Genomic DNA, 12,843 nt, shown 5'->3' with positions numbered 1-12,843 from the left:
CGCGGTGGCCTCACTGCGGGGCGCGCGGGGTGATCAGGCCCGACTCGTAGGCCACAATGACCAGTTGGGCCCGGTCGCGCACGCCGAGCTTGCCCATGATGCGGCTGACGTGCGTCTTCGCGGTGAGCGGTGACAGGCCGAGCGCGTCGGCGATCTCCGCGTTGTTCAGACCGCGCGCCACCAGGGCCAGCACCTGCCGTTCCCGGTCGGACAGCCGGGCGAGCGCGGCGGGCGATGCCGTGCTGCCCGGGGCGTCGGGGGCGCGCAGCGCGCGGGCGATCAGCCGGGCGGTGGGGCCCGGCGAGAGCAGCGCCTCGCCGGCCGCGACGATGCGGACGGCGTCGAGCAGGTCGGCCGGCCTGGTGTCCTTGACCAGGAAGCCGGAGGCCCCGGCGCGCAGCGCCGCCACCACGTGCTCGTCGGTGTCGTAGGTGGTGAGGATCAGCACCTTGACGCCCGCCAGATCCTCCTCCGCGGCGATGCGGCGGGTCGCCTCGATGCCGTCGAGGTCGGGCATCCGGATGTCCATGACGACCAGGTCGGCACGCGCGGTGCCGGCCAGTTCCACGGCCTCGCGGCCGGTGCCGGCCTGACCGACGACCGCCATGTCCTGCGCCGAGTCGATGAGCATGGCGAACGCCGACCTGACGAGCGTCTGGTCGTCCGCGAGGAGCACTCTGATCATCTGGGGGCCTCCTGGGCGGGCAGCCGGGCGGTGACGACGAAGCCGGGGCCGTCCTCCCGGGCGCCGGCGAGCAACGTGCCGCCGATGCTGCGGGCCCGCTCCCGCATCCCGGCGATGCCGTAACCGGGCGGGTCGGCCGCGGTCTTTCCGGTCGGGGACGGCACGGCCCCGCCGTTCGCCGCGGGCCCGTCGTCCTGGACGCGGATGCGCAGGTCGGGCCCGTCGCGCCGGACGGACACCCGTATCAGCACCTCGGCGCCCGCGTGCCGGACGGCGTTCGTCAGCGCCTCCTGCACGATGCGGTACGCCGCCGCCCCGGACGCCTGCGGCACCGGCTCCGCCGCGTCGAGGGCCAGTTCGACCCGGGCGCCCGCGGCCTCCGCGGCCCGGGCCAGGTCCGGCAGCCCGGCGAGCCCCGGCAGCGGCCCCTCCGACTGCCGTTCGCCGTCGCCGCGCAGCACCTGGAGGGTGGTGCGCAGGTCGGCCTTCGCGTCCCGGCACGTGCCGGAGATGCTGTCGAGCGTCTCGGCCACCGCGGCCCGGTCCAGCCGCTCGGGCCCGGCGGTCAGCAGGTGCGAGGCGACCGAGGCGCGCACCCCGATGAGCGTGATGGTGTGCGCGAGCAGGTCGTGGAGGTCGCGCGCGATGCGCACGCGCTCCTCCGCGACCCGGCGCGCGGCCTCCTGCTCGCGCGTGCGCTCGGCGCGCTCCGCGCGTTCCCGCATGGCGGCCAGGTACTGGTGGTGCAGGCGCACCGCCTCGCCGAAGGCGATCACCGCCAGGATCCAGCCGGAGACCTGGAGCATTTCGAGGCCGACCTCGGGCCCCGTCGATCCCCACACGCCCAGGATGACGGCCACCACGAGCACGGCCATGCCCAGGGTGCGCCGCCGCGGCCCCGTGGCGGCGGCGGTGAAGATCGCCAGCGCCGAGGCGGCGAACGGCGCCGCGTGGGTGTAGTCCAGGGCGTGGTACAGCGCGGCGAAGGCGAGGCACAGCACCAGCACGGGCAGCGGCCGGAGCCGCCGCCATGCCAGCGGCACCACCGCACCGGCCAGCAGGAGCCAGCCGAGCGCGTCCAGCGGGCCGCCGTCGTGCTCGACGGTCACGGCGAGGGTGGCGCACAGCAGGCCGACGCACGCGGCGATCGCCCCGTCCCGCCGGAACACCCGGTGCTCCGGGTCCTCCTCGCCCTCGGGCCGCGCCGGTTGCAGCAGATCCCTGATCACGGACACGCGTTCATCATCGGCCATCCGCGGCGGCGCCCGCGGGGCGGGCCGTGAACGTGCCGGGCAGCGCGCCGACCGCGCGGACGAGGCCGCGTCCGTTCATCGGCTCGGCTGTCACATGCCCGGTGCCCATGGGCCGCCTCCTCGTACGTTCCGCTGTGCAGGCTTGCTGTGCAGGCTTCCAGGCTCCCCCGCCGCCGCGGGCCGGCGCGTCGTCCTGCGGGGCGAGGTCGCTGGTACTGCGGCCGGGGGCAGGCCGGGCGCGTTACTCCCCGGGGAGTAGCGCGCGGGGCGCCCGGTGGACGTCTCGGATGCTGATACGGCCGGGGCGGGTGGCGCGGGGCGGGTTAGGCTTGCCGAGCGATGCGTTTCGGGATGCTCCTCCTTAGCTGCCGCGGCGAGGGTCTGTAGTCACCTACGGCCGGCCCCCTCCCCGCGGAGTTCGGCGTTGCCGTCGGCCCTCTTTCCCACCGGGGCACAGTCCGGGCCCCGGCCGACGCCCAGGAGACACGCATCATGAGCAAGCCGACGCCGCTGACCGCCGCCTCCGTGACCCAGCGGTCCTCCGGAATGCCGATCCACAAGTACCGCCCCTACGAGGCGGTCGACATCCCCGACAGGACCTGGCCGCAAGCGCGCATCACGGCCGCCCCCCGCTGGCTGTCCACGGATCTGCGCGACGGTAACCAGGCCCTGATCGACCCGATGTCGCCCGCGCGCAAACGCGCGATGTTCGACCTGCTGGTACGGATGGGCTACAAGGAGATCGAGGTCGGGTTCCCGTCCTCGGGCCAGACCGACTTCGACTTCGTGCGCTCCATCATCGAGGAGGACGCGATCCCGGAGGACGTCACCATCTCCGTGCTGACGCAGGCCCGCGAGGAGCTGATCGAGCGCACCGTCGAGTCGCTGGTCGGCGCCCACCGGGCCACCGTCCACCTGTACAACGCCACGGCCCCCACGTTCCGCCGCGTCGTCTTCCGCGGCGGGCGGGACGAGGTCAGGCAGATCGCGGTGGACGGCACCCGGCTGGTCGTGAAGTGCGCGGAGAAGCTGCTGGACGACCGGACGGCGTTCGGCTACCAGTACAGCCCGGAGATCTTTACCGACACCGAGCTGGACTTCGCCCTGGAGGTCTGCGAGTCGGTGATGGACGTGTGGCAGCCGGCCGAGGGGCGCGAGATCATCCTCAACCTGCCGGCCACCGTGGAACGGTCCACGCCGTCCACGCACGCCGACCGCTTCGAGTGGATGTCGCGCCACCTGTCGCGGCGTGAGTTCGTCTGCCTGTCCGTCCACCCGCACAACGACCGCGGCACCGCCGTCGCGGCGGCCGAGCTGGCGCTGATGGCGGGCGCGGACCGGGTGGAGGGCTGTCTGTTCGGGCAGGGCGAGCGCACCGGGAACGTGGACCTGGTGACCCTGGGGATGAACCTGTTCTCGCAGGGCGTCGACCCGATGATCGACTTCTCCGGGATCGACGAGATCCGCCGCACCTGGGAGTACTGCAACCAGATGACGGTCCACCCGCGCCACCCGTACGTGGGCGACCTGGTCTACACGGCCTTCTCCGGCTCCCACCAGGACGCCATCAAGAAGGGGTTCGAGGCGATGGCGGCCGAGGGCGCGGGCGGCGTGTGGGACGTTCCCTACCTGCCGATCGACCCCAAGGACGTCGGCCGCTCCTACGAGGCGGTCATCCGGGTCAACTCGCAGTCCGGCAAGGGCGGTGTGGCCTACGTGCTGAAGAACGACCACAGCCTCGACCTGCCGCGCCGCATGCAGGTCGAGTTCTCCCGCATCATCCAGGAGAAGACCGACGCCGAGGGCGGCGAGGTCACCCCGGGGCAGATCTGGGAGGTCTTCTCCGACGAGTACCTGCCGGTGCCGGGCACGGGCTGGGGCCGCATCGCGCTGCGCGACGCGCAGACCTCGACGACGAGCGAGGGCGAGGACGCGCTGACCGTGGAGGCCGTGGTGGACGGCGCGGACACCGTGCTGACCGGCACGGGCAACGGGCCGCTCGCCGCGTTCTTCGACGCCCTGGGCTCGGCGGGCGTGGTCGGGGACGAGGTCAGGCTGCTTGACTACGTCGAGCACACGATGAGCGAGGGCGCGGGTTCGCAGGCCGCGGCGTACATCGAGTGCGCGATCGGGGACCGGGTGCTGTGGGGCGTCGGCATCGACGCCAACATCGTGCGCGCCTCCCTGAAGGCGGTCGTATCCGCCGTCAACCGCGCGGCGCGGTAGCGCACGACGGCGGGGCCGCGCGCTGTTTGTGCGTCCGCACTACTGACGCCGACGGTGGAGTGTGGTTAACATCACGCCCACGGCAATGTTGCCAGCGGGTAACGGAGGTACGGCGTGGTGCACTCCCGGATGGCGGGCGTCCGCACGGCCTGGCGTGTGGTGGACGACGGGGACTTCTTCTGCGTCTCGTGCGGCGGGGACCGCTGCTACCGGCGGCTGAACGGGCGGCGCAGGCTGACGCTGCTCGGGCTGCCGGTGCTGCCCCGCGGGGCGGCCGAGCCCGTGGTGGAATGCGTGGCCTGCCGCGGCCGGTTCCCGCTCGGCGCGCTGAACCAGCCGACCACCACGCGGCTCACCGCGCTGCTGCGCGACGGCGTCCACTCCATCACGCTGGCCCTGCTCGCCACGGGAGACAACGCCGCCGCCAACGCCGCCACCCGCCGCACCGCGGTCGAGGCGGTGCGGGCGGCGGGGTTCGCGGACTGCACCGAGGAGCGCCTGCTGACGCTCCAGGCCGCGCTGGCCGCCGACAGCCCCGCGCAGCTGGACCGGGAGGTGCGCGAGGCGCTGTCGGCGCTGACCCCGCACCTGGCGAGCCCGGGCCGCGAGAGCCTGCTGCTGCACGGGGCCCGCATCGCGCTGTCCGACGGGCCGTACCGGACCTCGGAGCTGGCCATGCTGTCGGTGATCGGCGAGGCCCTGCGCCTCGGCCCCGCCGACACCGAACGGCTGCTGGCGACGGCGGCGCTCTCCGCGTAACGACCGTAACGACCGCGCCGACGGGCCGAGTCGGGGCGGGCAGGGGCAGGGCCGGGGCAGGGCCGAGTCGGGCCGGTCCTGGCCGTTCAGGGCGTGCGGCGGCGCAGGGTCACGGCGGCCAGCGCGAGGAAGCCCAGCGCCATGCCGACGACCACGGCCACGTCGCGCAGGAAGTGGTCGGGGATGCCGGTCCCGTTGAGCACGCCGGTCATCGCGTTCACCGAGTACGACATCGGCAGCACGTTGGAGGCGTACTCCAGCGCGGGCTGCATCGTGTCGCGGGGCGCGAACAGGCCGCACACCAGGATCTGCGGAACGATCAGCGCCGGCATGAACTGCACGGCCTGGAACTCCGAGGCCGCGAACGCCGATACGAAGAGCCCGAGGGCGATGCCGAGCAGCGCGGTGAGCAGCGCCATGAACAGCAGCAGCCACGGCGATCCGGCGAGGTCCAGGTCCAGCAGCCACACCCCGACGGCGGTGGCCAGGCCCGCCTGGAGCACCGCGAACGCGCCGAACGCGAGCGCGTAGCCGAAGATCAGATCGCCCTTGCCGAGCGGCATCGCCATCAGCCGCTCCAGCGTTCCCGTGGTGCGCTCGCGCAGCGTCGCGATCGAGGTGGTCAGAAACATCGTGATGAGCGGGAAGATCCCCAGCAGAGAGGCCCCGACCCGGTCGAACAGCCGCGGGTCGGACTCGAAGACGTAGTGCAGCAGCGTCAGCAGGAACAGCGGAACGAACAGCAGCAGCGCAACGGTCCGCCGGTCGTGGCCGAGTTGGCGCAGCACACGGCGCGCTGTGGCGAGCGTGCGGCCCACGCTCACGGCGTGCGCGCCTTGCGGTCGGCCTCGACGAGGTGCAGGAAGGCGTGCTCGACGGAGTCGGTGCCGGTACGGGCCCGCAGCTCCTCGGGGGTGCCCTCGGCGAGGACGCGGCCCTCGCGCATCAGCATCAGCCGGTCGCAGCGGTCGGCCTCGTCCATCACGTGCGAGGAGATCAGCAGCGTGGCCCCCCGTTCCGCCGCCAGCCGGTGGAACAGATCCCACAGGCTGCGGCGCAGCACCGGATCGAGACCCACCGTCGGCTCGTCGAGCACCAGCAGCTCCGGCGCGCCCAGCAGCGCCACCGCCAGCGACACCCTGGCCCGCTGGCCGCTGGACAGCCGCCCGGCCAACGCACCCGCGTGCTCGGTCAGATCGACGTCCGCGAGCACGGAACGGACGTGCTCGGAACGGTCGGCCCGCCCGACGCCGAGGACGGCGGCCCAGTAGTCCAGATTCTGCGTGGCCGTCAGGTCGAGGTAGACGGACGGGGCCTGGGTGAGATAGCCGAGGCGGTGGCGCAGCGCGGCGCTGCCGGCCGGCTCGCCCAGCACATCGAGGCGCCCCGTCACCCGAGCCTGCGCCCCCACGACCGCCCGCATCAGCGTCGTCTTGCCGCAGCCGGAAGGCCCGAGCAGCCCGGTCACGGTGCCACGCGGCACCGAGAACTCCAGCTCCTTCAGCACCGGCGCCCCGCCGCGCACGACCTCGAGGCGACGTGCCAGAACGGCCGGCCGGGACGTGTCGTTCATGCCGCCATTGCACCCCGCCCCGGCTGCCGCCGCGCGCGGGCGGCGGCAATCGGGGGACGGTCGCCGGGCCTCAGAAGCCGAGGCGGCGCAGCTGCTTGGGGTCGCGCTGCCAGTCCTTCGCGACCTTCACGTGCAGGTCGAGGAAGACCGGCGTGCCGAGCAGGGCCTCGATCTGCCGCCTGGAGGTGGTGCCGACCTCCTTCAGCCGCTTGCCCTTGGGGCCGATGACGATGCCCTTCTGGCTGGGCCGCTCGATGAAGAGGTTGGCGTGGATGTCCAGCAGCGGCCGGTCCGCCGGGCGGTCCTCCCGGGGCAGCATCTCCTCCACCACCACCGCGATGGAGTGCGGCAGCTCGTCCCTGACGCCTTCGAGGGCGGCCTCCCTGATCAGCTCCGCGATCATGACCAGCTCGGGCTCGTCGGTGAGGTCGCCCTCCGGGTACAGCGGCGGCCCCTCGGGCAGCAACGGCACCAGCAGCTCGGCCAGCAGCTCGACCTGCCGGCCCTCGACGGCGGAGACCGGGACGATCTCCGCCCATTCGAAGCCCGACTCCTTGCCCAGCCGGTCCACCGCGATCAGCTGCTCGGCCAGGGCATCGCCCGCCATCAGGTCCGTCTTCGTGACGATCGCGACCTTCGGGGTGCGGGTGATCTGGGCCAGCTCCTTGGCGATGAACCGGTCGCCGGGGCCGACCTTTTCGTTCGCGGGCAGGCAGAAACCGATCACGTCGACCTCGGCCCACGTGGCGCGGACCACGTCGTTCAGCCGCTGACCGAGCAGCGTCCGCGGCTTGTGCAGGCCCGGGGTGTCCACGAGCACCAGCTGCGCCTCCGGCCGGTGCACGATGCCGCGGACGGTGTGCCGGGTGGTCTGCGGGCGGTTCGAGGTGATGGCGACCTTGGTGCCCACCAGGGCGTTGGTGAGGGTGGACTTGCCCGCGTTGGGGCGGCCCACGAAACAGGCGAATCCGGAACGGTGGTCCGGCGGCGGCGTGCTCATGAGGCGGCGATCGTCTCGCGGAGCCGTCCGTCGGGCCCTGCCAGCAGCACGGGAACGCCGGGCCCGCCGAGGTCGCGCACCGCGGCCAGGTCGCCGTCCGGCAGCGCGTCGGCCTCGGACACCACCGCGGCGGCCTCGAGCGACCCGGCGCCGCTGGCCACGGCCATGGCCACGGCGGTCCGCAGCGCGCTCAGGTGCAGCGAGGCGAGCGCGACGGTGGCGGCCACGTAGGTGCGGCCCGTCTCGTCCCGCACCGCGGCCCCCTCCGGAACGCCGTTGCGGGCGCGGGCACTCCGCGCCAGCGTAATGATCTTGCGGTCCTCGGGGTCAACGGCGTCATTCATGGGTCCGAGCTTATGCGGTGCCGGCGGGTCACAGATCCGTGGTGCCCGGCTGATCCGGCGGCGGGGCCGGGGTGCGGCCCTCGGCGACCTGCCGCAGTTTCTCCGCCGCGCGTTCCGCGATGGCCGCCATCTCCTCGGTGCCCTCGTCCTCCCGCCCGGCCTGCGCGACGCGGACGGTGTGCGCGCCGACCCGCACCACCACCAGATCGGCCACGACCGGCGTCGCCGCGCCGGGACCCGACGGGCGCCGCTGGTACCGGACGGCCACGCTCTCGTCGCCCAGCCGCTCGGCTTCCAGTGCGGCGGCGTCGTAGGACACGGTGACCGTGCCCTCCCCGGCGCGCTCCTGGGTGTGAACGGTGGCGCACGCGCCGCGGACCGCGCCCTCCACCGCGGCCAGCACCCGCCCGGCCGCGGCCGCGTCGCCGTGCGCGGCGGCGACAGTGGTGACGAACGGGCCGCTGCGGGTGCGGGCGAACCCGGCCCGCGCGGCGGTGTCCGATGTGCTGTCGAACAGCTCGCCGCAGGCGGGCTCCGCCGGCCGCGGAACGCCGAAGCCCCGCTCGGCGGCGGACCGTTCACTGTCCCCGGCCCACCCCGCGGGCAGGTCCACCGCGTCGAGCAGCGCCTCGCGCAGCTGCCGCTCGCCGAGCACGTCGGCGGCGGCGGGCTGGCCGGGCGCGAGCCCCAGACTCAGTGCGGCCGCCCCCGCGACGACGGCCGTGCGTAGGTGCGCGTACATGCTTCCATGGCGCCAGCCGGCCGCCCGTACGGCCACCGTCGCACGCCCATTGGAGTGAGCGCCCCTTCCGGGCGCCCGTCAGTCCGTGGGCTCCGCGGGGACCGGGACCGGCTCGACCAGGATGCGGTCGATCCGGTTGCGGCGGCCGGCCGGTGACTCCGCGGTCAGGCGCAGCCCCGCGATGCCGTCCGCGAGCGCGCTGCGGCCCTGCTCCTCGGACACGTCCACCACGGCGTGCGCGCCCGCGATCGGCACCCGCCCGAGCGCCTTGGCCAGCAGGCCGCCGACGGTCTCCACGTCCTCGTCGTCCAGCCGCAGCCCGTACAACTCGCCCAGCGCCCCCAGGTCGAGGCGCGCGGTGACCCGGTGGGCGCCGTCGCCCAGCTCCTCCACCGGCGGCAGCTCCCGGTCGTACTCGTCGGTGATCTCGCCGACGATCTCCTCCAGGATGTCCTCGATGGTGACCAGACCGGCCGTGCCGCCGTATTCGTCGATCACCACCGACACGTGGATGTGGTCGCGCTGCATCTCGCGCAGCAGATCCCCGGCGTTCTTGGTGTCGGGCACGAACGAGGCCGCGCGCATCACCGCCTCCACCTGGTCCGCCTCCGCCTCCCTGCTGACGTGCACGCGCCGCACCAGGTCCTTCAGGTAGACGATGCCGACGACGTCGTCATCGCTCTCCCCCGTGACCGGAATCCGGGAGAAACCCGAGCGCAGCGCGAGCGTCAGGGCCTGCCGGACCGTCTTGTGGCGGTCGATCGACACCAGGTCGGTGCGCGGCACCATCACCTCGCGGACCAGCGTGTCGCCCAACTCGAAGACGGAGTGCACCATCCGGCGCTCCTCGTCCTCGATCAGCGACTCGCGCTCGGCCAGGTCCACCATCGCCCGCAGCTCCGCCTCCGAGGCGAACGGCCCCTTGCGGAAGCCCTTCCCCGGCGTCAGCGCGTTGCCGAGGATGATCAGCGCCTGCGTCAGCGGGCCGAGCACGCGGGCCAGCGGCACCAGCACGTAGGCCGCCGCGGTCGTGGTCGCCAGCGGGTGCTGCCGGCCGATCGTGCGCGGGGACACCCCGGCGGCGACGAACGACAGCAGCACCATCACGCCGAACGCCACGGCGAGCGCCTGCCAGACCTCGTCGAACTCCTTGAGGCAGGCGTACGCCACCAGGACCCCGGCGCCCATCTCGCCCGCGACGCGCAGCAGCAGCGCGAGATTGAGGTAGCGGGTGGGGTCGGCGGCCACCGCGGCGAGCCGGGCCGCGCCCCGGCGCCCGGCGCGCACCGCCTCCTCGGCCCGGTAACCGGTGATCACCGCGAGGCCCGCCTCGGCGCAGGAGGAGAGCCAGGCCACCATCAGGAGCCCGAACACGGCGAGCAGCAGAGTGCCGGTCATGTCGTCGTGGGGGCGGGGGACGGGCCCGGCAGCCCGCGCTCGTCGCGCCAGCCGTCGACGATGGCCTTCTGGAGGCCGAACATCTCGGCCTTCTCGACGGGCTCCTCGTGGTCGTAGCCCAGCAGGTGCAGCACCCCGTGGACGGTGAGCAACTGAAGCTCCGCGTCCATGGAGTGATGGGTCGGGGCCTGCTCGCCCTGGAGCCTCGCCACCTCCGGGCACAGCACCACGTCCCCGAGGAGCCCCTGCACGGGCTCCTCCTCCTCGCGGGAGGGCGGACGCAGCTCGTCCATCGGGAACGACATCACGTCGGTGGGCCCGGACAGCTCCATCCACTGGAGATGGAGCTGCTCCATCGCCGCTACGTCGACCGCGATCACCGACAGCTCGGAAAGCGGGTGAATCCGCATCCGGCCGAGGGCGTAGCGGGCGATGTCGAGGATGGCCCGTTCATCGATGTCCAGGCCGGATTCGTTGTTGACCTCGATCGCCATGATGCGGGGCGGCTACTTTCCGTTCCGGTCGTCGAAGCGGTCATAGGCGTCCACGATGCGGCCGACGAGCTTGTGCCGCACCACGTCCTGGCTGGTGAGCCGGGAGAAGTGCACATCGTCCACGCCGTCGAGGATGTCCTGCACCTGCCGCAGACCGCTCTTGGTGCCGCCGGGCAGGTCGACCTGCGTCACGTCGCCGGTGATCACGATCTTGGACTCGAACCCGAGCCGGGTGAGGAACATCTTCATCTGTTCCGGGTTCGTATTCTGCGCCTCGTCCAGGATGATGAACGCGTCGTTGAGCGTCCGGCCGCGCATGTACGCCAGGGGCGCGACCTCGATCGTGCCCGCGCTGAGCAGCCGCGGGATCGAGTCGGGGTCGAGCATGTCGTGCAGGGCGTCGTAGAGCGGCCGCAGGTAGGGGTCGATCTTCTCGTAGAGCGTGCCCGGCAGGAAGCCGAGGCGCTCCCCTGCCTCGACCGCGGGCCGGGTGAGGATGATGCGGTTGACCTGCTTGGACTGGAGCGCCTGCACGGCCTTGGCCATGGCCAGGTACGTCTTGCCGGTACCGGCCGGGCCGATCCCGAAGACGATGGTGTGGTGGTCGATGGCGTCGACGTAACGCTTCTGGTTCAGCGTCTTGGGCCGGATCGTCTTGCCGCGGTTGGACAGGATGTTCTGCGTGAGCACCTGCGCGGGGCTGGTGTCGCCACCCGTCCCGTCCGTGCCGCGCAGCATCGCGATCGACCGCTCGACGGCGTCCTCCGTCAGGGGCTGACCGGTCCGCAGCACGAGCATCATCTCGTCGAAGAGACGCTGCACGAGCTGGACGTCGTCCGGCTCGCCGGTGGCCCTGATCTCATTGCCCCGGACGTGGATGTCGGTCCCGGGAAAGGCGCTTTCGATCACGCGGAGCAGCGCGTCTCCAGAACCCAGCACCGTCACCATCGGATGCTTGGCCGGGACGGTGAACCGGGCGGTCGCCTCAGGAGCCGGGGCCGCTGGCTGGTGTGTGGGTGTCTGTGTCATGGGCGGCCCGCTGCGGACCTGCTCATCCCTCTCTGCGCTGGAGTGCCTGAAGTCCCAGGGTACGACGAGGGACCGACAGAGCCGTAGGGCATTACCGGGTGCGATCGCCGACGGCGGCCACGGCCGGCCCCCGCCGCGCGTTCAGTGGCCGGGGCGGGGGGCTGGGCCTGGGCCGTTCGCCGAGCGGGGGCGGAAGCCGAGGGTCGGGACGGCGCGGCGCAGCGGCCAGGGGCGGGTCGCGCCGGGCAGCAGGCCGGAGAGGAACGCGTACCGGTCCAGGGCCGCCCCCGGCGGGCCCTCGGCCGGGGTCACCTCGCGGACCCGCTGCCACCACGCGGCCACCTCGCCCCAGCCGGGTGCGGACAGGGAGCCGCCGAACTCCTGCACGGACAGGGCCGCGGTCAGGCCGGCGAGGGCCAGCCGGTCGGCGAGCGGCCAGCCCGCGAGCGTGCCGGTCACGAACCCGGCCATGAACACGTCCCCCGCGCCGGTGGTGTCCAGCGCCTCAACGAGGATGGCGGGCACCTCCGCGGTCTCCCCCGTGCGGCCGTCGGCCGCGTACGCCCCCTCGGCCCCCATCGTGACGACGGCGAGCGGCACCGTCTTCGTCAGGGCGCGGGCCGCGGCGCGCGGGCAGCCGGTGCCGGTGTAGCGCATGGCCTCCGCCGCGTTCGGCAGGAACGCCTCGCAGTACGCCAGGTCCGGCAGCGCCGCCAGGTCCCAGGTCCCGGTGTCGTCCCAGCCGGTGTCGGCGAAGACCACGCTGCCCGCCCGCGCCGCCTCGGCCACCCAGCCCTGCGGCTGCCCGGGGGTGAGCGACGCGATGCAGGAGCGGGCGGGCGGCGGTCCTGGCAGCGCCTCGTGAACGGACGCCTCGTGGCCGTGGGAGACCATCGTCCGCTCGCCCTCGTACGCCATGGACACGGTCACGGGCGAGTGCCAGCCGGGGACGGTCCGCGAGGACGTCAGGTCGATGCCCTCGCCGCGCTCCAGCGTCTCCCAGCAGTACTCGCCGTACATGTCGTCGCCGAACGCGGCGGCGAGGCTGGTGTGCAGGCCGAGGCGGGCCAGCGCGGTGGCCATGTTGGCCACGCCGCCGGGGCTGGAGCCCATGCCGCGGGCCCAGGACTCGGTGCCGCGCACCGGGGCGGAGTCGAGGCCGGTGAAGATGATGTCGAGGAAGACGGTGCCGGTCAGGAACACGTCCACGGGCGGGTCGCCGGGCGCGCGGATGCCGGCGAGCGGGTCCTGGGTCTTCGTGCTCACCGGCCGCTCCCCCTCGTTCCGCGCCTCGTCCCGCCCCTCGTCCCGCTCGTCCCCGTGGTCATCCGTCCCCGTCC

At 73.4% G+C, this 12,843-nt stretch carries 13 protein-coding genes; 2 read left to right on the top strand and 11 right to left on the bottom strand.

Annotated elements, in window-relative coordinates; translation table 11 throughout:
- Positions 1 to 10: 10 nt before the first annotated feature.
- A complete protein-coding gene (locus STBA_RS25890; RefSeq protein WP_077061518.1) occupies positions 11 to 685 on the bottom strand; it encodes a response regulator transcription factor in 675 nt (224 codons plus the stop codon).
- Complete coding sequence (locus tag STBA_RS25885; protein WP_253194994.1) at positions 682 to 1,920, bottom strand: histidine kinase; 1,239 nt, start codon at positions 1,918 to 1,920, stop codon at positions 682 to 684. The genes STBA_RS25890 and STBA_RS25885 overlap by 4 nt, the downstream gene beginning before the upstream one ends.
- A gap of 510 nt (positions 1,921 to 2,430) precedes the next feature.
- On the opposite strand from STBA_RS25885, the gene leuA reads away from it, so the two are divergent.
- Together leuA and STBA_RS25875 are read left to right on the top strand one after the other, a co-directional pair.
- A complete protein-coding gene (gene leuA / locus STBA_RS25880) occupies positions 2,431 to 4,164 on the top strand; it encodes a 2-isopropylmalate synthase (RefSeq protein WP_077061517.1) in 1,734 nt (577 codons plus the stop codon).
- A gap of 114 nt (positions 4,165 to 4,278) precedes the next feature.
- Positions 4,279 to 4,923 carry a TerB family tellurite resistance protein gene (locus STBA_RS25875; protein WP_366510883.1) on the top strand — a complete coding sequence of 215 codons (645 nt, stop codon included), beginning with the start codon at positions 4,279 to 4,281 and terminating at the stop codon, positions 4,921 to 4,923.
- A gap of 86 nt (positions 4,924 to 5,009) precedes the next feature.
- Here STBA_RS25875 and STBA_RS25870 read toward each other — a convergent pair whose 3' ends face one another.
- The 9 genes from STBA_RS25870 to STBA_RS25830 all read right to left on the bottom strand — a co-directional run bounded on the left by STBA_RS25870 (position 5,010) and on the right by STBA_RS25830 (position 12,769).
- A complete protein-coding gene (locus STBA_RS25870; protein WP_077061516.1) occupies positions 5,010 to 5,747 on the bottom strand; it encodes an ABC transporter permease in 738 nt (245 codons plus the stop codon).
- Positions 5,744 to 6,496, bottom strand: coding sequence for an ABC transporter ATP-binding protein (locus STBA_RS25865; RefSeq protein WP_077061515.1), 753 nt, complete (start codon positions 6,494 to 6,496; stop codon positions 5,744 to 5,746). The genes STBA_RS25870 and STBA_RS25865 overlap by 4 nt, the downstream gene beginning before the upstream one ends.
- Positions 6,497 to 6,566: 70 nt before the next feature.
- On the bottom strand, positions 6,567 to 7,496 hold the full coding sequence (era, locus tag STBA_RS25860; protein ID WP_077061514.1) for a GTPase Era: 930 nt from the start codon (positions 7,494 to 7,496) through the stop codon (positions 6,567 to 6,569).
- Positions 7,493 to 7,840 carry a cytidine deaminase gene (locus STBA_RS25855; protein WP_077061513.1) on the bottom strand — a complete coding sequence of 116 codons (348 nt, stop codon included), beginning with the start codon at positions 7,838 to 7,840 and terminating at the stop codon, positions 7,493 to 7,495. Before STBA_RS25855 ends, era begins: the two co-directional genes overlap by 4 nt.
- A gap of 28 nt (positions 7,841 to 7,868) precedes the next feature.
- A complete protein-coding gene (locus STBA_RS25850; RefSeq protein ID WP_077061512.1) occupies positions 7,869 to 8,582 on the bottom strand; it encodes a hypothetical protein in 714 nt (237 codons plus the stop codon).
- A gap of 78 nt (positions 8,583 to 8,660) precedes the next feature.
- Positions 8,661 to 9,980 (bottom strand): hemolysin family protein, encoded by a 1,320-nt coding sequence (locus tag STBA_RS25845; RefSeq protein ID WP_077061511.1) that lies wholly within the window; start codon positions 9,978 to 9,980, stop codon positions 8,661 to 8,663.
- Entirely contained in the window at positions 9,977 to 10,474 is a 498-nt protein-coding gene (ybeY, locus tag STBA_RS25840; RefSeq protein WP_077061510.1) for an rRNA maturation RNase YbeY, read from the bottom strand. The genes STBA_RS25845 and ybeY overlap by 4 nt, the downstream gene beginning before the upstream one ends.
- Positions 10,475 to 10,486: 12 nt before the next feature.
- Positions 10,487 to 11,503: a PhoH family protein gene (locus tag STBA_RS25835; RefSeq protein ID WP_077061509.1), complete on the bottom strand. Its 1,017-nt coding sequence runs from the start codon at positions 11,501 to 11,503 to the stop codon at positions 10,487 to 10,489.
- Positions 11,504 to 11,644: 141 nt separating this feature from the next.
- Positions 11,645 to 12,769, bottom strand: a complete 1,125-nt coding sequence (locus STBA_RS25830) for a PfkB family carbohydrate kinase (protein ID WP_077061508.1) — start codon at positions 12,767 to 12,769, stop codon at positions 11,645 to 11,647.
- Between the last annotated feature and the right edge of the window lie 74 nt (positions 12,770 to 12,843).

The organism is Streptomyces sp. MP131-18, assembly GCF_001984575.1.
GTDB classification, from domain to species: domain Bacteria; phylum Actinomycetota; class Actinomycetes; order Streptomycetales; family Streptomycetaceae; genus Streptomyces; species Streptomyces johnsoniae.
The sequence above is the reverse complement of the archived record's forward strand: the minus strand, read 5'-3'. Positions and strand labels throughout refer to the sequence as shown.